The sequence below is a fragment of the Leisingera sp. ABM4_101 genome, assembly GCF_056158725.1.
In genome coordinates, this window is sequence record NZ_JBSWTV010000002.1 from 4,025,121 (window position 1) to 4,051,098 (window position 25,978).

Sequence of the window (25,978 nt, forward strand, 5' to 3'; positions counted from 1 at the left end):
CCCCCGCCACCCTGGCCTCAGAAAAAGCTCTGCGGGTCGATGTCGATGCTCAGCCGCAAATCCCCCTTCAGACGCAGCGGCGCCGTCCAGCGGGCAATCGCCTCCTGCAAGGGCACGCCTTTCGGCGCCTTGACCAGCAGACGCACCCGGTGGCGGCCGCGGACGCGGGCAATGGGGGCCGGTGCCGGGCCGAACAGCTGGGCGCCGATCTGGCGCAGGGGGCCGTCATTGCGGGCCATCGCATTGCCGAGGTCAAAGACCGCCGCCAGATCCCGCCCCGACAGGATGATCCCGGCCATCCTGCCATAGGGCGGCACACCGGCCGCCTGGCGCTCGGCCGCTTCCGCCTTCCAGAAGCTTTCTTCATCGCCGGACAGGATCGCCCGGATCACCTGGTGTTCGGGCTGGAAAGTCTGCATCAGCGCCTCACCGGGCCGCTCGGCGCGGCCCGCCCGGCCCGCCACCTGGCGCATCAGCTGAAAGGTGCGCTCTGCGGCGCGCAGGTCGGAGCCTTGCAGGCCGAGATCGGCGTCAATCACCCCCACCAGAGTCAGCAGCGGGAAGTTGTGTCCCTTGGCAACCAGCTGGGTGCCGAGGATGATGTCGGCCTCGCCTGCTGCGATTTCCTCAATCCTCTGCTTCAGCGCCCTTGCGGAGCCGAACAGGTCGGAGCTGAGCACCGCAATCCGCGCCTCCGGAAACAGGCCCGTGGCCTCTTCCGCCAGCCGCTCGATGCCGGGGCCGACGGGGGCCATCTTGCCTTCCACCTCGCAGGAGGGGCAGGCCTCCGGCACCGGTTTGGTCTCGCCGCACTGGTGGCACATCAGCCGTTTCATGAAGCGGTGCTCCACCATCCGCGCGTCGCAATGGTCGCAGGCTACCTGCGCGCCGCAGGCCCGGCAGATGGTGACCGGGGCAAAGCCGCGGCGATTGAGGAACAAGAGCGACTGCTCGCCGCGTTCCATGCGCAGTTTCATCGCCTGTTTCAGGGTCGGCGATATCCAGGTTGAGGGCAGCAGGTCTTCGCTGCGCATGTCCACCGCGCGCATGTCGGGCAGCACAGAGGCACCGAAACGCGACGTCAGGTTCAGGCGGTTGTACTTGCCGGCCTCGGCATTGGCCCAGGTCTCCAGCGACGGCGTGGCGGAGGCCAGCACCACCTGCGCCGAACACATGGCTGCGCGCAGCACCGCCATGTCCCGGGCGTTATAAAGGACCCCGTCCTCCTGCTTGTAGGAGGTGTCGTGCTCCTCATCGACGATGATCAGTCCCAGATCCCGGAACGGCAGGAACAGCGACGAGCGCGCGCCGATCACCAGCTGCGCCGCGCCCTGCCCGACCATCTTCCAGACCCGGCGGCGTTCGGTCATGGTGGCGCCAGAGTGCCATTCGGCCGGTTTGGCGCCGAAGCGTGCCTCCACCCGGGTGAGGAATTCGGCCGTCAGCGCGATTTCCGGCAGCAGCACCAGCGCCTGCCGCCCGGCGCGCAAGGCAGCAGCGACGGCTTCCAGGTAGACCTCGGTCTTGCCGGATCCGGTGACGCCTTTCAGCAGCGTTGTGCCATAGCGCCCGCTGTGGACACCTTCGGCCAGCGTGGCGGCAGCCTTGGCCTGGTCCTCGGTCAGCTGCTTGGAGGGCAGTTCCGGGTCCAGATGCGGATAGGGCAGATCGCGGGGCGCCTCCTCCTCGCGCAGGGCGCCTTGCTTGACTAACCCCTTCACCACGGAGGGCGTAACATCGGCCATATCGGCCAGTTCCTTGGGCGTGAAAGCGAGGCCGCCGTACTCCTCCAGCACCTCCAGCACGCGGCTGCGGGCATCGGTCATCCGGTCGGGCACCCCCTCGCCCCGGCGCAGGATCTTGCGCATCGACGGCGGATCGGAAAGACCCGGCGCGCGGGTTGCCAACCGCAGCATCGCAGGCATCGGAGTCAGGGTGTAATCGGCGGCTTTTCCGAGGAACTGGCGCATCTCACCCCGCATCGGCGCCACGTCCAGCACCCGGATCACCGCGCGCAGCTTGGCCGAATTGAAGTCCCCGGCACCCGCCCCCCAGACCACGCCCAGCACCTTGCGCGGGCCCAAGGGTACTTCGACATAGGCGCCGAGGAAACAGCCGCCCTCGGGGGCGCGGTAATCCAGAAGCCGGTCAAGGGGTTGCGTGGTCAGCACCCCGACCCGCTCGCCTGCCTGAAAGAACTCCTGCCCGCTCATGCTGAGCCCCATGTTGCCGCCCGTAATCCCATGAGGTAAAGGCAGAAGCGACCGAGGCCAACCCATCCAAAGGACTGCCCCATGAAATTCTTCGTAGATACCGCCGAGATCGGCGCCATTGCCGAGCTCAACGATCTGGGTATGGTGGACGGTGTCACCACCAACCCGTCACTGATCAAGAAATCCGGCCGCGACATCATCGAAGTGACCAAGGAGATCTGCGATCTGGTCGAGGGGCCGGTATCAGCGGAAGTGACCGCGACCGATGCGGACACCATGATCGCCGAAGGCCGCAAGCTGGTTGAGATCGCCGAGAACATCGCGGTGAAAGTGCCGCTGACCTGGGACGGGCTGAAGGCCTGCAAAACCCTGACAGACGATGGCCACATGGTGAACGTGACCCTGTGCTTCTCCGCCAACCAGGCGCTGCTGGCAGCCAAGGCGGGCGCGACCTTCATCTCACCGTTCATCGGCCGTCTGGATGACATCAACCTGGACGGCATGGAGCTGATCGAGGACATCCGCACCATTTATGACAACTTCGGTTTTGAGACCCAAATCCTGGCCGCCTCGATCCGCTCGGTGAACCATGTGCTGGATTCGGCCCGCATCGGCGCCGATGTGATCACCGCCCCGCCCGCCGTGATCAAGGCGATGGTGAACCACCCGCTGACCGATAAGGGCCTGGACGCCTTCCTGGCCGACATCAAGGCGGCAGAGATCAAGATCCTCTGATTGGCCTGAAGTTCGCAAGGCCTGGAAAGGCGCCCTTAACCGGGCGCCTTTTCCTTTGCAGGCAAAGTCCTCCCGCGCAGCCCTGCGCCCCGGCTGTTGCCGAACCGCTTGGCGGCTTGGGCCCGGCAGCGCGCCTTTCGGCGCGCTGCAGCGGCGCTTCACGCCGCAGGCGACGGGCGGGAGCACGCCCTGCCGGTAAATTCCGCTGCGCCCGCATTTTTCCTCAGCATTGGAAAAATCCCGTGCTATACACATCACCAAACCCGTCAGAGGTCCGGAGCCGCAAGAGTTCACCCATGAGCAGTTCAAGCCAATCCGCCAATTTGGAACACCAGCTGCGCGAGGCGATCCTCGCCAAACCCGATGCCGTGCTGGAGGACCAGCACCTGATGAATGCCCTGGTAGCCGCCAATGAGCGCGCCATGGGCTCCAATGTCGTCGATTTGCGCGGCATCGCGATGGAGCGGATGGCGGCGCGGCTGGACCGGCTGGAGGACACCCACCGCTCAGTGATTGCCGCGGCTTATGACAACCTCAGCCGGCACCAACCTCATTCACCGCGCCGTGCTGCGGCTGCTGGAGCCGCAGGATTTCACCGCCTTCCTCACCTGCCTGGAGCAGGACATGCCGGAGATCCTGCGCGTCAATGCGCTGGCGCTGGTTCTGGAAACTGCCCAGCCCGGCGGCGCGGCAATTGAGCGCAAATCAGGCGCTCTGAAACTGGCGGGCCCCGGTTTCACCGAAAGCTATGCCGGCCAGCCCGGCAGCGAACGCCCCGTCACGCTGCGCCAGACCCAAGGCGGCAGCCCGCGCGTCTATGGGCAAAAGGCCGAATGGATCCGCTCCGAGGCTTGCCTGATGCTGAACCTGGGCGAAGGCCGCCTGCCCGGGATGCTGGTGATGGGATCTGAAGACCCGCATCAGTTCTCGCCCATGCAGGGCACCGACCTGCTGGCCTTTTTTGGCGGCGTGTTTGAACGTTCGATGCGCTACTGGCTGTCATGACCCTGATCTCCCCCGCCTGCCGGGATGCGCTGCAGCTGTGGCTGGAGCGATTGGGCGGGCTGGAGGATGCCTCCGCCAACACTCTCACTGCCTACCGCGGCGACGTCACCGCCTTTCTGACCTTCATGACACAGCACAGCGGCGGGCCGCAGGGTCTGGGTGCGCTCGCGCGGATCACCACATCAGACATGCGGGCCTGGATGGCGTCCGAGCGCACCTCCGGCACCGGCGCGCGGTCGCTTGCACGCAAGCTGTCGGCGGTTAAGAATTTCTACCGCTGGCTGGCGGAGCGCGAAGGCTTTGAACCGGCCGCGGTGCTGCTGGCGCGCTCCCCCAAGTTCCAGAAGAAGCTGCCGCGCCCGCTGGCGCCTGAGGCCGCCAAGACGGTGCTGGAGACGGTCGAGCTGCAGTCGCAAGAGGACTGGGTGGCCGCCCGCGACGTGGCGGTGGTGACGCTGCTTTACGGCTGCGGGCTGCGGATTTCCGAGGCGCTGGGGCTGACGGGGGCAGACGCGCCGCTGCCACCGGTCTTGCGCATCCTGGGCAAGGGCCGGAAGGAGCGCGTGGTGCCGGTGCTGCCTGCCGCGCGGGATGCGGTGGAACGCTACCTTCAGCTCTGCCCGCATCCGCAGGAAGCCGGCGCGCCCCTGTTCCGCGGCGTGCGCGGCGGTGCGCTGAACCCGCGCCAGATTCAGGGGGCGATGGCCAAGACCCGCGCCCAGCTGGGCCTGCCTGCCACCGCCACACCGCATGCGCTGCGCCACAGTTTTGCCACCCACCTGCTCAAGGCCGGCGGCGATCTGCGTGCGATTCAGGAACTGCTGGGCCATGCCTCCTTGTCGACCACCCAGGCCTATACGGCAGTCGATACCACCCACCTGATGGAAGTCTACAACAAGGCCCATCCAAAGGCGTGACTTGACCAGGCAAAGAGACTGGCCTTTGCTGGCGGCAGGAGGCCTGCGATGACTGACGCCAGATCCGCGCAACCCGAACTGATCAGTGTGCTCACATGCCCGGCTTGCGGGCACGAGGCGGCTCTGGAGATGCCGCAGGACGCCTGCCAGTGGTTCCATGACTGCCCCGCCTGCAGCACCCTGCTGCGGCCAAAGCCCGGGGATTGCTGCGTGTTCTGCTCCTATGGCACTATACCCTGCCCGCCGGTGCAATTGGGGCACAAGTGCTGCGGCTGAAGCTGCAGGCGGTCCGAACTAGATAAAATCCGCGCTATTTTCGCCGGGCAGCTGAAAGCCTCTGTTAAGGCGGTGCAGGCTTGATGGCAGAAACCGATCCAGAAAGGATTCTGCTATGACCAGTTCCGGCCTTGCCGCCCTGTTCTTTGACGGCGCCCCCGCGGCCCCTGCGCCGCCGCCCGGCAGCCACCCCTGGGAGCGGATCAGCGATCTGCCTTCTCATCCGCCCTTCTCCGCCCCGGACATTACCGATCCTGCCCCGCATGGCCGCCGGATGTCGCGGATCCAATTTGCCAAGGGTACGGAATTCCGCCCAAACCTGCACTGAACGGTTGCGGGTCCGGGGCAAATTCGCCATCAGGGACAAATGACACCTCAGATCCGCGCCCTCTCCGTTCATCTGCTGACCGCAACCGGTGCCGTCTTTGCCATGCTGGCGATGCTGGCGGCGGCGGATGGCAAATGGAGCCTGATGTTCCTGTGGCTGGTGGTGGCCTTTGCGGTGGACGGCGTCGACGGGCCGCTAGCGCGGCATTACCACGTCAAGCGGTATTCCCCGGAATTCGACGGGGTGCTGCTGGACCTGATCATCGACTATCTGACCTATGTGTTCATCCCCGCCTTTGCCCTGTTCCAGTCGGGGCTGATGGCGGGCTGGACCGGCTGGTTTGCGATCATCGTGATCACCTTTGGCAGCGCGATGTATTACGCCGACACGCGGATGAAGACCAAGGACAACTCCTTTTCCGGCTATCCCGGGGTCTGGAACATGCCGGTGCTGGTAATCTTTGCGCTGGAGCCCAGCCATTGGACCAGCCTGGTGCTGGTGACTCTCCTGTCTATCGCCATGTTCCTGCCGCTGAAGTTCATTCATCCGGTGCGCACTGTGCGCTGGCGCAAGGTTTCGCTGCCCATGGCGCTGGCCTGGACCTTCTTTGCGGGCTGGGCGGCCTGGGTGGATTTCCATCCGGCCAGCTGGGCGCATTGGGGGCTGGTTGTGACTTCGGTCTACTTGCTGTTCGTCGGCATCGCCCAGCAGATCGTGCCCGAGCGGCGGCGCAAGTCCTCCACCGTTTGAGGATGAAGGGGCGCTTTGCCCCTCTGCGCCCCTGCCGGGACGCATTCACCCCGGAGTATTTTCTACCAGAAAGAAGCGAAAAGGGCGCATCCGGGCTGCGGCTCAGATCAGCAGGCTGGCGGCGCCTTCGTGCTTCAGCAGCGCCACTTTGGTTTCCACCCCGCCCTGGCCCGAGAAGCCGCCAAGGCCGGTAGCGCTCAGCACCCTGTGGCAGGGGATGATCACCGGGATAGGGTTGCCGCCGCAGGCATTGCCCACCGGCTGGGGCGGCGCGCCCAGGTCCTTGGCAATTTCCCCGTAGGTCCGGGTTTCGCCGAAGGGGATCGCGACCATCGCATCGCAAACCGCGCGCTGAAAACCGGACCCTTCTACCTGAAGCGGCAGGTCGAATTCTGTCAGTTCCCCCGCGAAATAGGCGCGCAGCTGTGCCAGTGCCCTGTCCAGCAGCGCGGACTGGCCGCCTGCCTGCGCCGACCATGCGAGGCGCACGATGGCCCCGTCCCGCTCCGTCACGCTGAGCGCGCCGACCGGTGTTTCAAGACTTGCTGAAATCATAGAACCTCCCAGAAGCGCTGCTGGCGCATCCTGGCAGGATTGGCGCCAGAGGCAAGAGCGTCCGGTGGCCCGTCCGACGGATCAGTAGCTTCGGCCTCCGCCGTTAACACTTCGTTAACCAGTGTTTAGAAATCCTCACCCCATTGCATCAAATTATAATAAAGTGAGTTTCAAGAACGGTACTAAAGGTCAGCAAGATGATTTCTGCAGTTTCCAGCTCCGCCAGCCTGTTTAACAGCATGAAGCAGATGCAGGCCGCCTATCAGCGGCAGCCGGCGATTGCAGAAGCAGGCGGCCAGCCGGTGGATGCGCCGCTGACCCAAGGCAGCAGCCAGGGCCTGGCCCGCAGCACTGCCCGCGAAGAAATGCTGAGCACAGAACGTCCCGATGCCCTGACGCCTCAGTACATTGGCCCCGCCCGCGCAGCTGCCCGCAGCGAGGCCCTGAACCTGCAACAAATCAATGGCTTCGACATGGCTGCCTTCTTTCTGGATCTGGCCAATGGCTGCCAGGCCGGCCCAAAACCGGTGAGCGCGCTGGCTGCCGAAGCCCAATACGCCAAGGCCCGGATGGTCACCGGCTGATCCGCTGTTTCCGGGTGCGGGCGGCATTAACATGCTGTTAAGCGTGATCTGTTAACCTTCCTGCAAGACCGGTTCTCAGCCAGCGCGAAGGTTCCGCTCCATGTTTGTACCAGTTTCAGGCCGGGTAGATCCTGCCAAACCAAACCGCGGTCATCTGACCGCCCGCCCGGTTGTCCGCTCGGACGACCCTGAGCGCAGCGAATCTGCCAGCACCAGCCCGCGGGAGCGGGACCCGGACAGCCATCCTCAGGACCCGCCCGCCGGGCAGAACAGCCGCCGCCTGAAGGCGCGCAGCGGCCTGCTCGGGCCGGACCGGCCGCCCGCTTTGTTTCAGGAAAATGCCGTCCTGGCCGCGCATCTGCTGCTGCAGCGCGCCCGCCGCGAAGAGCCGGATCCGGAAACAGGATCAGAAGCGGCCTGTCACGGCTATGAGGCTGCCAGGAGCTTTTCAGCCTGGCAGGCCTGATCCTTATTGCAGCTGCGCCCAGAACAGCTCCAGATGGCGCGACATGATCTCTTCGAAGCGGCCGCTTTCGCGCAGTTTCTTCAGCCCAGCATTGATCCGGTAAAGATGGGACGTGCCGCGCCAATGGCGTTTGGAGATCACCACATGCAAGCCCTCTTCGGACAGCGGTTTCTCCAGTGGCAGCACGGTGTCGCGCAGCCCCTCGCGGACGATGGTGTTGGCGCCCAGGAACAGGTTCACCGCCACGGCATCCACCTGCCCCTGCGCCACCATGCGGAAGCAATCGGCCGGCGTGTCCGGCTGCACCAGAGTGATCTTGCCCTCATCCAGCCAGCGCCGCCCTGAACGGTTCAGGTCATGGGTGAAATAGCCCTTGGGACGGCACAGGGTCTTGCCCTCAATGTCGCTGTCGGCAGCATAGGCGAATTGATCATCGGAGCGCACGAACAGCATGATCGGCAGCGCCATAACCGGCTCTGAGAAGTGGAAATTCGCGCAACGCTCGTTGTCCGGCTCTGCCTCGCAGTCGGGGCGCAGCCAGGGAAAGCCCATGTCGAACTCCTTTTGATCCAGCATCGGGAACAGATGCTTGGACCAGTCGTCCTCCCAGCTGATCGCATAGGACACCGGAGACGGGGCCAGTTCCAGCGCCGCATTGACCAGCTCTGTCACCATGCCCTGGCCAGGCAGGCCGCGGTCGGTGAAGGGCGCATATCCGCCGCCCGTCAGCAGCGTCATCTCCGCGTCCTGCTTGCGCAGGGGTGTCGCATCGGGCGCGGTTGCCTGTTTTATGCAGGGGATGTGCAGCTTGCGGCCCGGCACCACCGAGGAGCCCACCAGCACATCCTGGTTGCGGTAATAGATCATCGTCCAGCGTTCGCGGTCGCCATAGTGGGTCTCTGCAATCGAGAACAGGTTGTCGCCGGGCTGCACAACGTAATCCACGTCGCAGATCGCCTGGGCCGCCGAAGGCAGACCCAGCAGCAATCCAAGGCTCAGCAGATGGCGGCAGATGCTGTTGAACATGCCTCTCCCCCTCAATATCCGGCCCAGACCCTGGCCATGTGGTCTTCGATGATCGCCTGATAGGTGCCATCCTCACGGATGCCGCGCAGAGACGTGTTGACCATGTCCATCAGCTGCTGCGCCTCAGGGTGGGTCTTGTGCACGATCACATGCAGCGCTTGGATCGAGATCGGCTCTGGCACTGCGTCAAACCGGTCCGACAGGCCCAGTTCCTTGATCTGCGCGCGGCCGGTGAATTCATTCATCACCACCGCGTCGGCCTTGCCCTCCAGTACCATTTCGTAACATTCCGCGGTGGTCAGCGGCTGTACCACCTCTACCTTGCCGTCGCGCAGCCAATGGCGGCCCTGCTGCTCAAACAGATAGGTTTCATAGCCTTGCGGGCGGCAGAAGGTCTTGCCGAACAGATCCTCATCCTTGGTAAAGGTCAGAGGGCGCGACTTGTCGGTGAACATCAGAACCAGGACCTCGAACATCGGTTCGGAGAACAGGAAGTTCTTGCAGCGCGGCTCTGCCGGGTTGTTTTCACAATCCGGCTTGTACCAGGGGAAGCCCGCGTCCAGCAGCGCATTGGACAACAGCGGCTCTTCATGCGAGGTCCAGAGATCAACCCAATGAACCGCATAGCCTTCGTCCGGGTCTGCGTGGCGCATCGCGGCATTCAGCACGTCGGTCATCATGCCGCCGTTGTGCAGGTCCTTGCCGGTGAAAGGGGCAAAGTCATCCGCCGTCAGCAGGTTGATGCGGTGGCGCACCTCGGCGCTGCCTGAGGCGATCTGCACCGGCTTGGCCGCCACCGGCGCGCTGGCAGAGATTTCCTTGCCGCCTTCCAGGCCCAGCGGCAGCCCTTCGAGACAGGCCAGCGACAGCTTCATGCCGACGCGCAGGGCGTTCGGCTTGGGGCCGATGGTGTCGATATTGCGGCTGTGGATCGCGCTCCATTTGCCTGCGTCCTTGTACAGTTTGTCAGCGATCACCGACAGGCTGTCACCCGGCTGCACAGAGTAGATCCCGCCGCAGGTTTCGGCAGCGGCGGAATTGGCTGCAAAGGCAAATAGACCCATAGCAGCGGCAGCGATATAGTTCTTCATAGTCCCCCCGGGAAGTCGTCTGTGCTGCAGCCGGTTCCGGCCAGCAGCACCTGTTAGTCTGTTTGTTATGATAGTATTCCGCCCCGCCGCGGCGTTCTGCACGCGGCTTCTGCGGAAACAGCTCCGGCGCGAACGCCGGCGCAAACCCTTAGTTGCCGACGAAAAGCGCCAGCAGCGTGGCGGTGTCGACCCGCCCGTCGGTTCCGATCAGGCTGGCAGGCACAGTGATTTCCTTGCGTGCATAGGCACCGTTCACCATTTGGTCGATATAGGCTTCCGACTGGCCCTGAGCCGCCGCAGTCAGCACCATTTTGTACAGCGCCGTTCCCTCTTCTGCCGCGGCAGAGGCGCCTTGACTCAGGTTTTCGGGGTTTTCCTGCTTGCTGCGCAGCGCTGCCAGGGTTCCGGCAGTGATGCGCGCCACCAAAGCGTCTTCCCCGGCGCCCGCGCCTTCCTGCAGGCCCGCAGCAGATGCAGCACCGGCCGGCTGCACATCCGCGGCCAGGGTATCCGGTGCAGCGGCAGCTTGCAGGCCGGCCATCTCCGCCGTGTCTGCCGGAGTGCCGCCGCTGAACTGGAAATACAGCAGCATCGCCGCTGCCACAGCCAGTCCGGCCGCCGCCAGCCCCAGCTTCGGCAAAGAGCTTGCGCCTTCCATCTGCGGCGGAGCAAAGGGTTGCGGCCCGGTCTGTTCCGCCGAATTGGCGCGTTTGCCGGGTTTGGGCGCAGAGGGTTTGACAGCTGCAGGCTTGACCGGGGCCTGTTTCGCCACTTCGGCTGCGGCCGGGGCCGGCTTGCGCTCCGCGCCGTCTGCAACCAGTCCGATTTTCATGTTTTTCGGCGCAGACACCCCATCAATCCGGATGGATGTCCCCCGCGGCTTGGCTGATTCACCTGCCGGTTGCGCGTCTGCCTTCAGCTTCAGCATTGAAAACTGCCCCCCTACTCCATGCCATGCTTTGAAATGACGGCTGAAAATCTTCATGGAATTAACAAATTTTTAACCAATTGTGGAAAACCGGTCAACATCTAGAGGAATCTAATTCCACTAAACACAAGGCGACACACGGTAAAAGTGCGGAGAATTTCGCAACAATAGCGCAAAAATGACAACGCCCGGCCAAAAAGCCGGGCGTTGCAAACAATTCGAAGGTGAATCCTGCAGTTAATCCAGCGCGCTATCGCAGCGGCCGCAGACGCCCTCGTGGCTGTGGCTGCCCACATCCGGCAGGATCTTCCAGCAGCGCTGGCACTTGCCGCCGTCGGCCTTTTCAAACACCACCGAAACACCATCCACCTCCGGCATGCGGAAAGCTTCGGCGGGGGCCGGATCGTTTGTCAGCTGGATATCCGAGGTGATGCAGACATCGGCAAAGTTCACCGACTGCAGCGCCTCCAGCGCTTCGCCGTCACGCACATGCACCACAGGGGCGGCCTCCAGCGAGGCGCCGATCACCTTGTCGGTGCGCTGCACCTCCAGCGCCGCGGTCACCACCCGGCGGGCCTGGCGGATCTTGGACCACTTGGCGGCCAGCGGCTCGTTCAGCCAGTCGGCAGGCGTGTTCGGGATGTCCTGCAGGTGCACCGAAGACCCCTCGCCCGGGTATTTCTCCAGCCAGACCTCTTCCATGGTGAAGACCAGGATCGGCGCCAGCCAGGTGGTCAGGCGGTGGAACAGGATGTCCAGCACAGTGCGTGCGGCGCGGGCGTTCAGCGTGTCGCCGTCGCAGTAGAGCGCGTCCTTGCGGATGTCGAAATAGAAGGCCGACAGATCCACGGTGGCAAAGTTGAACACCGCCGAGAACACACCCTGGAAGTCGAACGACTGGTAACCGGTGCGCACCTTGTGATCCAGTTCGGCCAGGCGGTGCAGCACCCACTGCTCCAGCTCCGGCATATCTGCCGGCTCCACCCGCTGCTCTTCCTTGAAGTCGCCCAGCGACCCCAAGAGGAAGCGCATGGTGTTGCGCAGGCGGCGGTAGCTGTCGGCGGTGCCTTTCAGGATCTCCGGCCCGATCCGCTGGTCGGCGGTGTAGTCGGTCTGGGCCACCCACAGGCGCAGGATGTCGGCGCCGTACTGCTTGACGACCTCTTCCGGCACGATGGTGTTGCCGAGCGATTTGGACATCTTCATGCCCTTCTCGTCCAGCGTGAAGCCATGGGTCACCACATTGCGGTAGGGTGCGCGGCCCTTGGTGCCGCAGGCCTGCAACAAGGACGAGTGGAACCAGCCGCGGTGCTGGTCGGTGCCTTCCATGTAGACGTCCGCAATGCCGTCCTCGGTGCCGTCCTCACGGTCGCGCAGCACAAAGGCATGGGTCGAGCCACTATCGAACCACACGTCCAGCACGTCGAACACCTGGTCATAGGCGTCCGCATCGACGATGCCGTCCAGCACCTTGGCCTTGAAACCCTCGGTGTACCAGACGTCGGCGCCATGCTCTTCGAACTCCGCGACAACGCGCTTGTTCACCTCCTCGTTGCGCAACAGGAAGTCCGCATCGGTCGGCAGCGCGCCCTTCTTGGTGAAGCAGGTCAGCGGCACACCCCAGGCGCGCTGGCGGCTCAGCACCCAGTCGGGACGGCTTTCGATCATCGAATGCAGGCGGTTGCGCCCGGTCTGCGGCCACCATTTCACCAGCTCGTCGATCGAGCGCAGCGCGCGGGTGCGGATGCTGTCGCCCATCTGGTCCATGCCGTCGTCGATCTTGCGGTCGACGGAGGCAAACCACTGCGGCGTGTTGCGGTAGATGATCGGCGCCTTGGAGCGCCAGGAATGCGGGTAGCTGTGCTTGATCTTGCCGCGCGCCAGCAGGCCGCCGACCTCAACCAGCTTGTCGATCACCGCCTTGTTCGCATCACCCTCGCCGCCCTTGCGCGACAGGATGAACTTGCCGCCAAAGAACGGCAGATCCGCGCGGAAGGAGCCGTCGTCCATCACGTTATAGGTGATCACCTGCTCCAGCATGCCGAGGTCGCGGTAAAGCTCGAATTCTTCCATACCGTGGCTCGGCGCGCAGTGGACAAAGCCGGTGCCTTCGGTGTCGGTCACGAAGTCAGCCGCACGGAAGTCGCGGATATCGTCCCATTCGCCATTGCCGCCCTCGGCGCCGGCCAGCGGGTGGGTCAGGCCGATGCCCGCCAGCTCCGAGGCCGGAACGTCAGCCACGCGGCTGTACTGATCCTCAGCCAGACGCGCGCGTTTGAACACATCCGCAGCCAAATTGTCGGCCAGGATGTATTTCTCGCCCACAGCGGCCCAGCACTCATCCGGAGTGCCGGTGACTTCATAGAGGCCATAAGCAATCTCTTCGCCGTAAACGACGGCCTTGTTCGACGGCATGGTCCAAGGGGTGGTGGTCCAGATCACCACATTGGCGCCCGCCAGCTTGTGATCCGCAGGCTCGGCAACCTTGAACTTTACCCAGATGGTGAAGCTTTCCTTGTCGTGATACTCCACCTCGGCCTCGGCCAGAGCGGTTTTCTCGACCGGCGACCACATCACGGGTTTGGAGCCTTGATAGAGCGTGCCGTTCATCAGGAAGGTCATGAACTCATCCGCAATGACCGCCTCGGCGTGGTAGTTCATGGTCAGATACGGATCATCCCAGTTGCCGGTGATGCCCAGACGCTTGAACTCCTCGCGCTGGATATCGACCCAGCTGTCGGCAAAGGCGCGGCATTCCTGGCGGAACTCGACAACCGGCACCGCGTCCTTGTTCTTGCCCTTCTTGCGGTACTGCTCCTCGATCTTCCACTCAATGGGCAGGCCGTGGCAGTCCCAGCCTGGCACATAGCGGCTGTCAAAGCCCATCATCTGGTGCGAGCGGACGATCATGTCCTTGATGGTCTTGTTCAGCGCGTGGCCGATGTGCAGGTGGCCGTTGGCATAGGGCGGGCCGTCGTGCAGGGTGAAGGGCTTGCGCTCGGCGTCGCCGCCCTTGGCCGCCGCGGCCTTCTCGCGCAGCTTGTCGTAAACCCCGATCTGCGCCCAGCGCTCCAGCCAGCCGGGCTCGCGCTTGGGCAGGCCCGCGCGCATCGGAAAAGCGGTCTTGGGCAAGTTCAGGGTGTCTTTATAGTCAGGCGTCTGGGGCGTGTCGGCGCACATCTGGGGCGTCCTTTGGATGATCAAGGTCGGAAATGGGGATATTCGGTTCAGCGCGATGGCTCAAGCGCCTTTGCCCGGCGGCTCAATGGTTTCAGAGCGCCGGGGATATAATTCGAATAATGATGGCCGCGAATAGGGACATGAACGGCCTTATAGGACGGGCGCGCAGCAGGGTAAAGCGGCAGATGTGCCGCACAGTGATGAGGGCAGCAGCGAGCGGAACCAACCGTTCTGGTCACCGCACCAGCCAGACGCCCAGATCCGGGCGTGCGAGCATCAGCCAAAGGATCATCAGCACCGCGGCAAAGGCTGGAATGCCGCAGGCAAACCAGATGGCAAAAAGCCGGTGGTAGCGCGCGGGCAGCACCTGCCCCGCCGCGGCTGCCTCCCGCGCCAAGTCACGCAACCGCAGCTGAATCCAGACCACCGGCAGCCAGAACAGACCGGTCAGCACATAAAGCCCCAGCGACAGCGCCAGCCAGCCGGCGCTCAGCGGCCAGCCCAGCCGCCAGGCCAGCAACCCGCCTGTGACGGGCTGGGCAACCACGGCCGTGGCTGTGAACAAAAGGTCCGCCAGCACCACGATGCTGGCTGTATGGGCAACCAGTGCCGCGTCCCGTGTCCGGTGCGCCATCAGCATGAAGAAGGCGATGCCCGCGCCGGTTCCAAGCAGCACACAGGCGCCGATCACATGCAGCCAGCGCAGGATCAGGTCCAGGTCCATTTCAGCGCTCCTGCAGCAGTTGATGGGTGATCAGCGCCAGCAGCAGCCCCGGCAGCACTTTGACCAGCGGCCCGAGCGGATCCGCCCACATCTGCGGGGTAACGGCAGTGGCCGCCGCCAAATAGATCAGCGAGACCGCCGCCATGCCGAGACAGGCACGCGCCGCCCAGGGCCGCCACAGGATGGCCAGCCCCAGGGTGATATCGGCAAGCGACCAGAAGATGACGCTCGCATTCGCCGGCAGGCTGCTCCATCCTGCATCCGTCAGCACTTTCGCCGCCGTATTCATCTGCCAGAGGCCGATCAGGCCCGAGGCCAGCCAGAACAGGCTTAGCACAGCGACCGCAACCGGCATCAGCAGAGCCATCCGCGCATCCAGCCGCTGCGCTCGCCCCGGAGACAGCGACTGATAGACGGGCTTGAGCGGCGCAATCCCCTGCCCCATGGCGGCCCGGTAGGGTGCGGGATCGCCGCGCACGCCGCTGCGGATTTCGGCCATTGCGGTGGAGCGCAGCGGAGAGCGCCAGCCCAGCCGCCCCAAAGCGTCGGCACAGGCTGCAACCGGCGGCAGCAGCCAGCCCGGGATCCGCAGCACCAGGCTTGCCGGTACAAACCCCAGCCAGCTGCGGGTCTCTGCCAGTACATCTTCCAGGCTGTGCGGCTGATCCTCCACCAGGTCATAGGTGCCCTGCGGCAGATCACCGCGCAGCGCAGCAACAACCGCGGCCGCCAGATCCGCCATGCCGATGCATTGCACCGGCGCGTCTGCCAGCGCCACAGGCTGCACCCACGGCACCGCTGCCAGCATTCTCAGCAGCCCCGTGCCGCCATAGGCGTTTTGCCCGATCACCAGCCCTGGCTTCAGGATACGCAGCGGCGCACCGGTGGCCCGCAAGGCTGCGTCCCCCCGCCCCTTGCTGCACATGAACTCTGTCCCCGCGTCCGGACCTGCCCCGGCCGCTGAAATCTGCACTACCGCGATGCCCCGCTCTGCACAGGCCGTGCCCAGGGCTGCGATGGCGGTGTGATGCACGGCCTCCAGCTCACCCGGCGCCATATCCTGCAGAACCCCCGCGCAATTCACCACGGCGTCCGCGCCCTGCAGCAGCGGCGCCCAGTCCTCAGGCCGCGAAAGCTGCAAGAGATCGCCCTGCTTGAATGAAACGTCCGGCAGCACCCGCGCTGCCTGCGCGGTGCTGCGTCCCAGGCCAGTCACATGCATTCCAGCGGCCCGAAGGGTGCGCACCACCTCAGCCCCGATAAACCCATAGGCGCCTAAAACCAGCACCCTCTTCGCATTCTCCGCCATCAATGAATGCCTTTTTGACAAATCTCCCGCTCACCATAGCGGTGGCGGCCGCAGGCGCCAGCAGAGCCTCGAACAAGCCCTGCGGCAGATGCGCCTTTACCCTTCCGCTCGGCTTGGCTTCCACTTATCTACAGGCCAAAGCAGGCCGGAGCAGACAATGACCGATACCGAAACACAGAACCCGCTGGCGCGGTTCGAGATCACCGCTGAGGAGATTTCCCGCGTGGTGGCGGTGTTCTACATGCGGGTGCGCGCCGATGATGTGCTGGGGCCGGTGTTTGCCGCACATGTCACGGATTGGCCCGAACATGAGGAGAAGATCGCAGGCTTCTGGCGCAATGCAATCCTGCGCGAGCGCAGTTACAGCGGCAATCCGATGCGGGTGCATGTCTCGCGCCCAGACGTGAAGGCAGAGCATTTCCCGCTGTGGCTGGGGCTGTTCCACCGGGTGCTGCGGGCGGAGTTGCCGGAGCGCACCGCGCTGCAATGGGGCGCCCTGGCCGACCGCATCGGCGAAGGCTTCCGTACTGGCATCGTCGCAATGCGCCAGCCCAAGGACCAGCCGCCCAAGCTGTTCTGATCGCCCGGACAGTGGTGCTCCCGCGCCCGCAGGCCTACGGCTGGCGCCGAACGCCTTGGCGGCCTTGGGCGCGGCTCATGCTGGGCATGAGCCTGGCGCGCGCGTTATTTCTCCTTGGAAAACAATCCCGTCAGCGCCCGCTGCACCACCTTGCGGGTGCTGGGCTTGTGCTGCGGCGAGAACGGCATCGGGCGGCAGACCTCCATCGCGGCAATACCAACGCGGGCGGACAAGGCGCCGTTGACCAGCCCTTCGCCGAACCGGCGGGAGAGCTTGGACAGAACCGACCCGCCCAGCACCGGCTCCAGCAAGTCATCGCCTGCGGCCACTGCGCCGGTGGCGGCCAAATGCGCCAGCACCGCGCGGGTCAGCCGCCAGGAACTGAAGAACCCAGGGCGTCCGCCGTAGATCCCCGCCACCCTGCGGATCATCCTGAGCGAGGAAACCAGCGCCGTCAGAATATCCGCCAGCGCCATTGGCACCAGCGCCGTGACCGTCGCGACCTGCCGGGACGCGGCCTCCACCTCACGCAGGGCAATGGCGTCCAGCGGCAGCAGCAGTTCCTCCTCTGCCAGCAGCAGCAGAGCGTCGCCATCCATCACCTCATCCCGGCGTTCCGCCAGCCGGGCCTGATGCCAGCTGAGATCCTCGCGGCCTTTGTAAAACGCCTCCAGCCGCGCGGTGAAGGCGCAGGCATCGGCCAGATCCGCGGCCTCCTCTGCCAAATGACGCAGCGCATCGACGCGGCGCAGCCGGGAGAGCGCCGCCAGCTCACGCAGAGCCATCGCCAGCGCCAGCAGCAGGAGCACGCCCAGGCCAGCGGTGACGGCCCAGCCCAGCAGCGGCACCCGCGCAATCAGCCCGGCGGCAAAATCCCAGGCCGCAACGGAGGCCATGGCACCAATGACCGCAACCAGCAGCGTCCAGAACCAGCGGGCCAGCCGTGACGGGCGGCGGGCAGCGATACGGGCCGCCTGCTCCATTGCATTTGGCCGCGCTGCCAGCGGCGCCGGATCGGGCACAGGCGGCGCCTCTGTGACGGAGGGGGCATCTGCCTCCTCCTCCTCCAGATCAAACAGAACGGGCTTCTTGCTCATGCCGCGGCCTCCTGCGCGGCGCGCCATTCATAGGTGATGTCTGACAGGCCCTCTTCATTGCCAGAGCCATCGCCGCGGGCAACTTCGGCAAACCCCTCCCGCAGGTAGAACCGCTGCGCCCTGGTGTTGGCGGCAAAGGTGTTCAGCACCAGGCGCGGCGCCGCCGCCTTGGCAGCATCCAGCAGCATCTTGCCCGCCCCCTGCCCGCAAGCCCCGGGAGCAAGGTAGAGGGAGCAGACCTCCTGCTCCTTGCGGGCCAGGAAACCCAGAACCGTCCCGTCCCGCTCCGCCACGGTGACCCAGCCCCGGTCGATCATCATGCCGCAGAACATGATCGTCTGGGCCGATGAATAGAGCTTGGGCATCCATTCGGTATCCTGCTGGAAGCGGTAGAGAATATCACCGGTTGCCCCCGCATCGAGCGGGGCCGCGGGGCGCAAGACAAGGGTCACAAGGCATCTCCGATCAGGAAATCTGCGGCGCGGTCGAGGCGGATATGCGGCGGGCCGCTGCCGTGTTTCAGGGTGAGCGGCGCGGGTGCAAAGGCCATTGACTGGTAATCGCCCTCCAGCCAGCGCTCCGCCCCTTGCCGCGCCGGTGTCAGCAACTGGGCCGGGTCATCGGGCAAGGCGCCGGGGTAGAAAGCCGCCTGCTTGCCGCTGTCCAGCAGGGTGCCGCGCACGCAGGGTAATTCGCTGCCGTTATGGCTGCGCATTTCTTCTGTCGTCGTGCGAAGGGAGGCCAGCGCCAGCGCCGCAGTCTCAGCGCCGGCAAAGCGGGCGCGGTCCTGCGCCTCGCGGGTGAGCGCCTCGATGATGGCGGTCATCTGCGGGTGCTGGGCGTGGTGCAGATGGTCGGCCTTGGTGGCGGCAAACAGGATTTTCTCGACCCGTTTGCCGCCCAGAAGCCGGGTCAGGAAATGGTTGCGGCCCGGTTTAAAGGCGCTGAGGATATCGGTCATCGCATGGCGCAGGTCCTCTACCGCCTGCGGGCCGGAATGGATCGCCGAGAGCGCATCCACCAGCACCACCTGCCGGTCGATGCGGGCGAAGTGGTCGCGGAAGAAGGGCTTCACGACCTTGGATTTATAGGCCTCGTAGCGCCGTTCCATTTCACGCCACAGGCTGCCGCGCGGCGCGCTGGCCTCAGGCGGCAGCGGCGCAAAGGTCAGCACCGGCGAGCCCTCAAGGTCACCGGGCAGCAGGAAGCGGCCCGGTGTGCAATCGTAGAAACCGGCGGCGCGGGCGGCAGCCAGGTAATCCGTGAAGGCCGCGGCCAGCGCCTGGGCCTGCGGCTCGTCATGCGTCCCCGCGGGGACGGCTTTGGATTTCTCAGCCAGGAAATTTTCTGCCTGCGGCCGGGCGGCGATGCGGGCGAGCACATCCGCGGACCATTCGCCATAGGATTTGTCCAGCAGCGCCAGGTCCAGAAGCCATTCGCCGGGGTAGTCGACAATATCCAGATGCAGCGTGCGCGGCCCCTGCAGCCCGGCCAGCAAGCCGGCGGGCCGCACCTTGAGGCTGAGACGCAGCTCAGAGACCGCCCTTGTGCTGTCCGGCCAATGGGGTGACGGCCCGGTCAGCGCCGCGAGGTGGTTTTCATAGTCAAACCGCGGCACGGTGTCGTCGGGCTGGGGCTGCAGAAAGGCGGCCTCGATCCGGCCTTCGCGCGCGGCGTTCAGCTGCAGCATCCGGCCCCGGTCCATCAGATTGGCGACCAGCGAGGTGATGAACACCGTCTTGCCGGAGCGCGCCAGCCCGGTGACGCCCAGCCGGATGGGCCGGTCGAACAGCGCCGCGGAGAGGCCGCTGGCCGCGCTCTCCACCCCGCTCATCACCCCGTCTGCAAGGGAGGTTATCACCAAGGCCCTGATCCTGCTCTGTTCTTGCTGCTGACAAGATAGGCGGCCTCCCACCCGGATACCAGAGCGCACGCAGGGCTTGCCCTGGTCCGGCCCTGTTGCTAGTTGCCCGGCCATGCCGCGTTTTGCTTTGAAAGTCGAATATCACGGGAAGCCTTTTGCCGGCTGGCAGAGGCAGAAGGACCTGCCGTCGGTGCAGGGCGCGATCGAGGCTGCGCTGGCGCGGCTGGAGCCGGGGGAGCACACCATTGCCGCCGCCGGGCGCACGGACACCGGCGTGCACGGGCTGGGTCAGGTGGCGCATTGCGACATGGCCAAGGAGTGGGACCCGTTCCGCTTGTCAGAAGCGCTGAACTACCATCTGAAGCCCGATCCGGTCGCCATCGTGGATTGCGCCCGGGTGGAGGGGGACTGGCACGCCCGGTTTTCCGCGGTGGAGCGGCAGTATCTGTTCCGCATTCTGATCCGCCGCGCACCGGCCACCCATGACGCGGGACAGGTCTGGCAGTTGAGCCATGATCTGGATGCAGACGCCATGCAGGAAGCGGCCAACCACCTGATCGGCAATCATGATTTCACCACCTTCCGCTCCTCGATCTGCCAGGCGGCAAGCCCGGTCAAGACGCTGGACGAACTGCGGGTGGAGCGGGTGCAGGGGTTCTCCGGGCCGGAGATCCATTTCCACGTCCGCGCCCGCAGCTTTCTGCACAATCAGGTGCGCAGCTTTGTCGGCACGCTGGAGCGGGTCGGCGCCGGGGCCTGGCATCCGGCCGATGTGAAGGCCGCGCTGGAAGCCTGCGACCGCGCCGCCTGCGGGCCGGTTTGCCCCGGCCATGGCCTCTATCTGGCGCGGGTAGGGTATCCGGACGATCCCTTTGCCTGAGCCGGACTGAAGGGGGTGCCATCCGTACACCCCCTGTGCACCACCTGTGCACCCCCTTTGCACCCCCTCGCCCCCTCCGGCAGCAGGCAGCAGCCAAACCGCCCTGCCCTTGCATCGCAGCGGCACCTGCCCATACTCAGCCATACTGACGAACCGGCAGCTCCCCTGCGGCACCGCCCGCACACAAAAGAAAGCAGAGACCCCGAAAATGGCACCAACAACCAAACCGCCGCTTCTGGCTGTCCTGATCGACGCCGACAATATCTCTGCCAAATACGCCGAGGCGATGTTCGAGGAGATCGCCTCCTTCGGCGAGGCCAGCATCCGCCGCATCTACGGCGACTTTGCCGGCGGCAGCCCGCAAGGCTGGAACAAGGAGAAACTCGCCGCCTTGGCGATCATCCCGCATCAGCAGTTTGCCAATACCACCGGCAAGAACGCCTCTGACATAGCGCTGGTGATCGACGCGATGGACATCCTGCATTCGGGCCGCTTTGACGGTTTCGTGCTGATCTCCTCTGACAGCGATTTCACCCGTCTGGCCAGCCGCATCCGCGAACAGGGGGTGGATGTCTACGGCATGGGGATGCGCAAGACGCCCGCTGCCTTTGTGCAGGCCTGCAAACGCTTCATCTATGTGGAGAACCTGCTGGAGGAGCCGGCCAAACCCAAGGCCAAGCCCAAGAAGGAAGACGACAGCGGCAATGCCCCCGCGGCGCTGCCGGACCCGGCCAAGCTGGTGGTGCGGGCAATGGATGCGATCGGCCAGGAGGACGAGTGGTTCACCCTGGGCCAGATCGGCCAGTATATCACTGCGGCCTTTCCGGACTTCGACACCCGCAGCTATGGCAAGCGCAAGCTGAGCGACCTGATCGCTTCGCTGAAGCTGTTTGAGACCAAACGCGGCGAGGGCAACCAGATCCTGGTGCGGCGGCTGGATTGAGACCGCGAAAACTGTCTTTCGTTCCAGCGCGATCCGTGGCTTAGTCCCGCCAAGGGGACGCGGCACGGGGAGGAACGCGCATGGCAATGCTGATCAGCATCGGCCACGACGGCTGGTATACCGAGGAACAGCTGGCGGAGGAGCTGCGGGCGATGGCCCCCGGCGCCGATATCCGGCCCATCTCGGCGCCGGGCAACCTGGAAGACATCACCGTGCTGGCTGTTTCGGTGCTGAAGGACGGCCTGCCGGAACAGCTGCCGAACCTGAAACTGGTGCAGAAGCTGGGTGCGGGGGTGGATACTATCGTTGCGCACCCGGGCCTGGCGCCGCATGTGCGCGTCACCCGGCTGAAGCCGCTGGAACCCGCGCATGAGATCGCGGAATTCTGCCTGGCCTATGTGCTGCGCGGCCAGCGCAATATGACGGCGCACGCAGCCTCGCAGTCCCGCAGCGCCTGGGAGCCGCTGGCACCGGGACGGCCGCAGGAAACCACGGTGGGCGTGCTGGGGCTAGGCCATATCGGCGGCATGACGGCGCAGCTGATGCGGGACATGCGGTTCAAGGTGCTGGGCTGGAGCCGCTCGCCCAAGGAGATTGAAGGCGTCGATTGCCGCCACGGCGCAGATGCGCTGCCGCAGATGCTGGGGGAATGCGATTATGTCTGTTCGATCCTGCCCTCCACCCCTGCCACCCGCGGGCTGATGAATGCCGAGGTGCTGGCATCGATGAAACCGGGCGCCACACTGATCAACGCAGGCCGCGGCGATCTGGTGGATGAAGCCGCGCTGCTGGCGGCACTGGACCGGGGCACCCCGGGCCATGCGGTGCTGGACGTGGTGAGCAAGGAACCCCTGCCCGCGGATAACCCGCTGTGGGCCCATCCGCAGGTCACCATCACGCCGCATGTGTCCGGCTGGCACCTGGGCGACGCGCTGAAAGACGTGGTGGAGAACCTGCGGCGGCTGGAGGCGGGCGAAGACCTGCTGCACGAAGTGGACCGTGAGCGGGGGTATTGAGCCCAATCCGGAAAGAAACGCCCGTTGCTTCTTTCTGGTTTGAAATACTCCCGCCGGAGGCACCGGCTTTTTCCCGCTGGAAAAAGCCGGATACACAATGGCGGCGGGGCAGCTAGATCAGCTGATGAAGTCCTTGTAGCCGGCCTCATCCATGTAATCGTCCATCGGCGACAGGTCCGAGGGCTTGATCTTGAAGAACCAAGCGTCGCCCTCGGCGTCCTCGTTCACCTTGCCGGGGTCGTCGGCGAGCGCTTCGTTCACCTCGACGATCTCGCCGTCCAGGGGGGCCAGGATGTCGGAGGCGGCCTTGACCGATTCAATCACCACGATCTCGTCGTCCTTGGAGACCTCGGTGCCCGGTTCCGGCAGTTCGACATAGACCACCTCGCCCAGCTGCTCGGCGGCGTGGGCGGTGATGCCGACGGTGATCAGGTCGCCTTCGGGCAGCAGCCACTCGTGTTCCTCGGTGTATTTCATGGGGGTGTGTTCCTTCGAAGAGGCGTGGGTTTTGAATGTCTCTGGCCGCCGGAAATGGCGCCGCATATAGCGGGAACCGGCAGCGCCGCCCCCTGCATACGCGAGTATACGCTATCAATGGGAGGGCCGGGCGATCAAGTCGGCAATTCATCCGGAGATGGAGAAATTGCTGCCCTGCGGGGGGATCAGAAAAGGTTGAAATACTCCGCCTGTTCCCATTCGCTGACGGTATCCAGATAGCGTTCCCACTCAAAGGTCTTGAGCTGCAGCAGATAGTCCGCGGTGTCTGCGCCCAGCGCCTCGCGGCAGAGGGCGGAGCCGGCGAAGCCATCCAGCGCCTGGCCCAGCGAACGCGGCAGGCGGTCGGCGTCTTCGCTATAGGGCGACAGGGTGGGTTTCGGGGCTTCCAGCCCTTCCCTGATCCCCGCCGCGCCTGCGATGATCTGGGCGGCCAGCGCATAATAGGGATTGGCGGAGCTGTCCGGGGCGCGGTTCTCGATCCGGCTGGCGGCGTCGCGGGGCTGCATCAGCGCGCGCAGCATGGCGCCGCGGTTGTCCTCGCCCCAGCCGATGCGGCTGGGGGCCAGCTGGAACGGCAGGTAGCGTTTGTAGCTGTTCACCGTGGGGGCGATCAGCAGCGAGGTTTCCGCCGCGTACTTCAGCAGGCCGGCCATCCAGGCGCTGGCGGGAGGGCTGAGCATCCCGTCGGTTTCCGGCATGAACAGGTTGCGCCCCGTGGCCAGGTCCTGAAGTGACTGGTGGACGTGCCAGCCGTTGGCCATGGCGTTGTCCAGCCGCGGCTTGGCCATGAAGCTGGCGTGCAGGCCGTTACGGGCGCAGACCTCCTTGACCATGGTGCGGAACATCACCATCGCGTCGGCCTGCGCCATGGCGCTGTCGGGGGCAAAGGTGAACTCAACCTGGCTGGGGCCCATTTCGATTTCCACGGAGCGCACCGGCAGGCCGAGCTTCTGGGCGTTGCGGCGCAGCAGGTCGAGGATGCCCTCCACCTCGCCATAGCGGGTTTCGGTCAAATACTGGTAGCCCTGCGTCAGATTGCGGGTCTGCACCGGGGCGCCGGGGCGGGTGGCCTGGGCGTGGGCGTCGGACTTATCCGCCAGCTCGAACAAGTGGAACTCCACCTCCAGCCCGAAGGTGGCGGCCATGCCCTGCGCCGTCAGCATTTCCACCTGCCGCTGCAGCACCGCGCAGGGGGCAAAGGGAATGGGCCGGCCGTCCGGGTAGACCGGGGTGCAGAAGATCCAGGCGGAGTGACCGGACCAGGGCAGCGCGCGCCAAGTGTCAGGGCGCGGCACCAGCAGCACGTCGCCTGCCCCCTGCATCGGGCCAGCCAGATCGGCGCCCTCCTCCCACACCGGGAAGGCGGTGCGGTGCGAGGTGTCCTTGAGCAGCAGGGTTGCGGGCACGTTGAGGCCGCGGTCAAAGACGGGGGCAAAGGCTTCTGCCATCACTGTCTTGCCGCGCAGCAGCCCGTGCTGATCGGGGAACAGCACCCGCACCGTCTCAATCCCGTCAAACTGCGCGCGCGACGTGATCTCTGCCGCCTTCCGGCAGTCCTCAGGTGACAGCAGGCCCAGGCGGGCCAGTCTGCCGGATGTGAAATCTTCTGCCATGGGCGGCCTCGTTGTGCGGAGCTGTTTGAAATTGCACCGGAAATGGCCTGCCGTCCAGTCCGCGGCGGTTTTCACTGCAACCCCTTGCGCAATCTGGATATTGCGGTGCCTTTGCGCCTTGACAGCGTTCGCAAAGCGAACATTGATGCCAGCATCCGCACAATGCCCTGCCGGGCCGCGGCAATTCAGGATCAGAACGGGACGGCTTCGCCATGACAGCGGCAGACCAGGACAGGAATATTTCGTCGAGCTTTGCCAAGGGGCTGGCGGTGCTGGCGGTGTTTGACGCCGAGACCCCCAGCATGACCCTGGCCGAAATCGCGCGGCGTAGCGGCCAGGACCGTGCCACTGCCCGCAGGGGCGCGCTGACGCTGGTGCAGGCGGGCTATCTGCGCCAGGACGGGCGGATGCTGTCGCTGACGCCGCGGGTGCTGGCGCTGGCGGGCGGGTTCCTGCAGGCCAACCAGTTCGGCCGCCGGGTGCAACCGGTGCTGAACCGCCACGCAAGGCAGATGGAAATCGAGGTGACGCTGGCAATGCTGGATCAGGGCCGGGTGCTGCTGCTGGCGCAATCCACCGTCGAGCACGGCCATATCACTTATGGCTTCACCGCCGGCTCGCATATTCCGCTGGCCCACACCAGCCTGGGGCGGATGCTGCTGGCCGGGCTGCCGGAGGAAGAGGCCGCAAAGGTGCTGGCAGAAACGGACCTGCCGCGCCACACCGAGGCCTCTCTGAGCGATCCCGCCGCCATTCTGGAGCGCGTTGGTGAAGCCCGCGCGCAAGGGTATTGCCTGACGGACAGTGAATTCGAGTCCGGGATCACCGGCTATGCGGTGTCTGTGTCGCGCCCCGGCCGGACGCCGATCGTGGCCGGCTGCTCTGCGCCGCGGGGCCAGCAGCCGGAGGCGGATGCCGGGCGGCTGCTGCGCGGGCTGCAGCTGTGCGCCGCGGAGCTGCGCCAGGCGGAGGCAGTGGATCACCTGTAAGCTTACGTCTTGCAAAGCCCCTGCCCTGAGCTAGGCTGAAACCAGTGATTTCCGCAGGAGCATTTCGATGATGAAAAAGACTGCATTGGCAGCGGCCCTTTGCGCCGCGCTGGCCCCGGCTGCCCAGGCCCAGGGCGTGGAGGGCAAGCAAGTCACCGTGCTGGGCCGCGACTGGGTGGTGGCCCCGGTGGAGGACGTGCCAAACCGCTACAGCGCCACCCGGATGAACCTGGAGCATCTGGCCTTCCGCCCGCCTGCGGTGCTGACCGCGCGCCAGGCGGTCAGGGCTATCCGAACCGCCACCGGCTGCAGCGTCAGCCTGGACACAATGGTGCGCAATATCACCGGCACCTATTACGCGCAGGTGATCTGCCGCAAATAGGCGCGCGCCTGACGCTAGCGCGGTTTGGC

The 25,978-nt window shown here is 65.2% G+C and carries 26 protein-coding genes and 1 pseudogene; 14 read left to right on the forward strand and 13 right to left on the reverse strand.

Annotated elements, in window-relative coordinates:
* Positions 1–17: 17 nt before the first annotated feature.
* Positions 18–2,213 carry a primosomal protein N' gene (locus ACXAEK_RS20810; protein WP_475045336.1) on the reverse strand — a complete coding sequence of 732 codons (2,196 nt, stop codon included), beginning with the start codon at positions 2,211–2,213 and terminating at the stop codon, positions 18–20.
* An 81-nt stretch (positions 2,214–2,294) separates the two neighbouring features.
* Between ACXAEK_RS20810 and fsa the strand changes: the two genes are divergently transcribed.
* The 6 genes and pseudogenes from fsa (at position 2,295) to ACXAEK_RS20840 (ending at position 6,224) form a co-directional block, all read left to right on the forward strand.
* Positions 2,295–2,948: a fructose-6-phosphate aldolase gene (gene fsa, locus ACXAEK_RS20815; RefSeq protein ID WP_475044842.1), complete on the forward strand. Its 654-nt coding sequence runs from the start codon at positions 2,295–2,297 to the stop codon at positions 2,946–2,948.
* Between the two features lie 296 nt (positions 2,949–3,244).
* Positions 3,245–3,953: pseudogene (locus tag ACXAEK_RS20820) on the forward strand (DUF484 family protein).
* On the forward strand, positions 3,950–4,870 hold the full coding sequence (locus tag ACXAEK_RS20825) for a tyrosine recombinase XerC (RefSeq protein WP_475044844.1): 921 nt from the start codon (positions 3,950–3,952) through the stop codon (positions 4,868–4,870). The pseudogene ACXAEK_RS20820 and the gene ACXAEK_RS20825 overlap by 4 nt, the downstream one beginning before the upstream one ends.
* A gap of 48 nt (positions 4,871–4,918) precedes the next feature.
* On the forward strand, positions 4,919–5,146 hold the full coding sequence (locus ACXAEK_RS20830) for a GDCCVxC domain-containing (seleno)protein (protein ID WP_475044846.1): 228 nt from the start codon (positions 4,919–4,921) through the stop codon (positions 5,144–5,146).
* A 115-nt stretch (positions 5,147–5,261) separates the two neighbouring features.
* Positions 5,262–5,474: a hypothetical protein gene (locus ACXAEK_RS20835; protein ID WP_475044848.1), complete on the forward strand. Its 213-nt coding sequence runs from the start codon at positions 5,262–5,264 to the stop codon at positions 5,472–5,474.
* Positions 5,475–5,513: 39 nt separating this feature from the next.
* The gene (locus tag ACXAEK_RS20840; protein WP_475044849.1) at positions 5,514–6,224 is read left to right on the forward strand and encodes a CDP-alcohol phosphatidyltransferase family protein; all 711 of its coding nucleotides are present in this window, start codon (positions 5,514–5,516) and stop codon (positions 6,222–6,224) included.
* Positions 6,225–6,326: 102 nt separating this feature from the next.
* Here ACXAEK_RS20840 and ACXAEK_RS20845 read toward each other — a convergent pair whose 3' ends face one another.
* Positions 6,327–6,779, reverse strand: a complete 453-nt coding sequence (locus tag ACXAEK_RS20845) for a methylated-DNA--[protein]-cysteine S-methyltransferase (protein WP_475044851.1) — start codon at positions 6,777–6,779, stop codon at positions 6,327–6,329.
* Between the two features lie 197 nt (positions 6,780–6,976).
* Here ACXAEK_RS20845 and ACXAEK_RS20850 point away from each other — a divergent pair, with 197 nt between their 5' ends.
* Together ACXAEK_RS20850 and ACXAEK_RS20855 are read left to right on the forward strand one after the other, a co-directional pair.
* Positions 6,977–7,363: a hypothetical protein gene (locus tag ACXAEK_RS20850; protein ID WP_475044852.1), complete on the forward strand. Its 387-nt coding sequence runs from the start codon at positions 6,977–6,979 to the stop codon at positions 7,361–7,363.
* A gap of 100 nt (positions 7,364–7,463) precedes the next feature.
* Positions 7,464–7,829 (forward strand): hypothetical protein, encoded by a 366-nt coding sequence (locus ACXAEK_RS20855; RefSeq protein WP_475044854.1) that lies wholly within the window; start codon positions 7,464–7,466, stop codon positions 7,827–7,829.
* A gap of 3 nt (positions 7,830–7,832) precedes the next feature.
* On the opposite strand, the gene ACXAEK_RS20860 is transcribed toward ACXAEK_RS20855, so the two are convergent.
* The 6 genes from ACXAEK_RS20860 to ACXAEK_RS20885 all read right to left on the reverse strand — a co-directional run bounded on the left by ACXAEK_RS20860 (position 7,833) and on the right by ACXAEK_RS20885 (position 16,087).
* Positions 7,833–8,855 carry an ABC transporter substrate-binding protein gene (locus ACXAEK_RS20860; RefSeq protein ID WP_475044855.1) on the reverse strand — a complete coding sequence of 341 codons (1,023 nt, stop codon included), beginning with the start codon at positions 8,853–8,855 and terminating at the stop codon, positions 7,833–7,835.
* 11 nt (positions 8,856–8,866) lie between these two features.
* Positions 8,867–9,946, reverse strand: a complete 1,080-nt coding sequence (locus ACXAEK_RS20865) for a peptidoglycan-binding protein LysM (RefSeq protein ID WP_475044856.1) — start codon at positions 9,944–9,946, stop codon at positions 8,867–8,869.
* 148 nt (positions 9,947–10,094) lie between these two features.
* Positions 10,095–10,778, reverse strand: a complete 684-nt coding sequence (locus tag ACXAEK_RS20870) for a hypothetical protein (RefSeq protein ID WP_475044858.1) — start codon at positions 10,776–10,778, stop codon at positions 10,095–10,097.
* A 333-nt stretch (positions 10,779–11,111) separates the two neighbouring features.
* Positions 11,112–14,054, reverse strand: coding sequence for an isoleucine--tRNA ligase (gene ileS / locus ACXAEK_RS20875; protein ID WP_475044860.1), 2,943 nt, complete (start codon positions 14,052–14,054; stop codon positions 11,112–11,114).
* A gap of 235 nt (positions 14,055–14,289) precedes the next feature.
* Positions 14,290–14,778: a DUF2269 family protein gene (locus tag ACXAEK_RS20880; RefSeq protein ID WP_475044862.1), complete on the reverse strand. Its 489-nt coding sequence runs from the start codon at positions 14,776–14,778 to the stop codon at positions 14,290–14,292.
* Between the two features lies 1 nt (position 14,779).
* Positions 14,780–16,087 carry an SDR family oxidoreductase gene (locus ACXAEK_RS20885; RefSeq protein WP_475044864.1) on the reverse strand — a complete coding sequence of 436 codons (1,308 nt, stop codon included), beginning with the start codon at positions 16,085–16,087 and terminating at the stop codon, positions 14,780–14,782.
* Positions 16,088–16,244: 157 nt separating this feature from the next.
* On the opposite strand from ACXAEK_RS20885, the gene ACXAEK_RS20890 reads away from it, so the two are divergent.
* A complete protein-coding gene (locus tag ACXAEK_RS20890; protein ID WP_475044866.1) occupies positions 16,245–16,667 on the forward strand; it encodes a group III truncated hemoglobin in 423 nt (140 codons plus the stop codon).
* A 104-nt stretch (positions 16,668–16,771) separates the two neighbouring features.
* Here ACXAEK_RS20890 and ACXAEK_RS20895 read toward each other — a convergent pair whose 3' ends face one another.
* The 3 genes from ACXAEK_RS20895 to ACXAEK_RS20905 are packed head-to-tail and all read right to left on the reverse strand — an operon-like array spanning position 16,772 to position 19,628.
* Complete coding sequence (locus ACXAEK_RS20895; RefSeq protein ID WP_475044867.1) at positions 16,772–17,764, reverse strand: YcjF family protein; 993 nt, start codon at positions 17,762–17,764, stop codon at positions 16,772–16,774.
* Complete coding sequence (locus ACXAEK_RS20900; RefSeq protein WP_475044868.1) at positions 17,761–18,216, reverse strand: N-acetyltransferase family protein; 456 nt, start codon at positions 18,214–18,216, stop codon at positions 17,761–17,763. Before ACXAEK_RS20900 ends, ACXAEK_RS20895 begins: the two co-directional genes overlap by 4 nt.
* Complete coding sequence (locus ACXAEK_RS20905; protein ID WP_475044869.1) at positions 18,213–19,628, reverse strand: YcjX family GTP-binding protein; 1,416 nt, start codon at positions 19,626–19,628, stop codon at positions 18,213–18,215. The genes ACXAEK_RS20900 and ACXAEK_RS20905 overlap by 4 nt, the downstream gene beginning before the upstream one ends.
* Positions 19,629–19,740: 112 nt before the next feature.
* On the opposite strand from ACXAEK_RS20905, the gene truA reads away from it, so the two are divergent.
* The 3 genes from truA to ACXAEK_RS20920 all read left to right on the forward strand — a co-directional run bounded on the left by truA (position 19,741) and on the right by ACXAEK_RS20920 (position 22,467).
* Positions 19,741–20,508 (forward strand): tRNA pseudouridine(38-40) synthase TruA, encoded by a 768-nt coding sequence (gene truA / locus ACXAEK_RS20910; protein WP_475044871.1) that lies wholly within the window; start codon positions 19,741–19,743, stop codon positions 20,506–20,508.
* Positions 20,509–20,716: 208 nt separating this feature from the next.
* Entirely contained in the window at positions 20,717–21,451 is a 735-nt protein-coding gene (locus ACXAEK_RS20915) for an NYN domain-containing protein (RefSeq protein WP_475044873.1), read from the forward strand.
* Between the two features lie 80 nt (positions 21,452–21,531).
* The gene (locus ACXAEK_RS20920; protein WP_475044874.1) at positions 21,532–22,467 is read left to right on the forward strand and encodes a 2-hydroxyacid dehydrogenase; all 936 of its coding nucleotides are present in this window, start codon (positions 21,532–21,534) and stop codon (positions 22,465–22,467) included.
* Between the two features lie 117 nt (positions 22,468–22,584).
* Here the strand turns inward: ACXAEK_RS20920 and gcvH are convergent, their stop codons facing one another.
* Both gcvH and ACXAEK_RS20930 read right to left on the reverse strand, forming a co-directional pair.
* The gene (gene gcvH, locus ACXAEK_RS20925; RefSeq protein WP_065267652.1) at positions 22,585–22,944 is read right to left on the reverse strand and encodes a glycine cleavage system protein GcvH; all 360 of its coding nucleotides are present in this window, start codon (positions 22,942–22,944) and stop codon (positions 22,585–22,587) included.
* A gap of 185 nt (positions 22,945–23,129) precedes the next feature.
* Positions 23,130–24,578, reverse strand: coding sequence for a glutamine synthetase family protein (locus ACXAEK_RS20930; RefSeq protein ID WP_475044875.1), 1,449 nt, complete (start codon positions 24,576–24,578; stop codon positions 23,130–23,132).
* A 212-nt stretch (positions 24,579–24,790) separates the two neighbouring features.
* On the opposite strand from ACXAEK_RS20930, the gene ACXAEK_RS20935 reads away from it, so the two are divergent.
* Positions 24,791–25,567 carry an IclR family transcriptional regulator domain-containing protein gene (locus ACXAEK_RS20935; protein ID WP_475044877.1) on the forward strand — a complete coding sequence of 259 codons (777 nt, stop codon included), beginning with the start codon at positions 24,791–24,793 and terminating at the stop codon, positions 25,565–25,567.
* A 67-nt stretch (positions 25,568–25,634) separates the two neighbouring features.
* Positions 25,635–25,949 (forward strand): hypothetical protein, encoded by a 315-nt coding sequence (locus ACXAEK_RS20940; RefSeq protein WP_475044879.1) that lies wholly within the window; start codon positions 25,635–25,637, stop codon positions 25,947–25,949.
* Positions 25,950–25,978 lie beyond the last annotated feature (29 nt).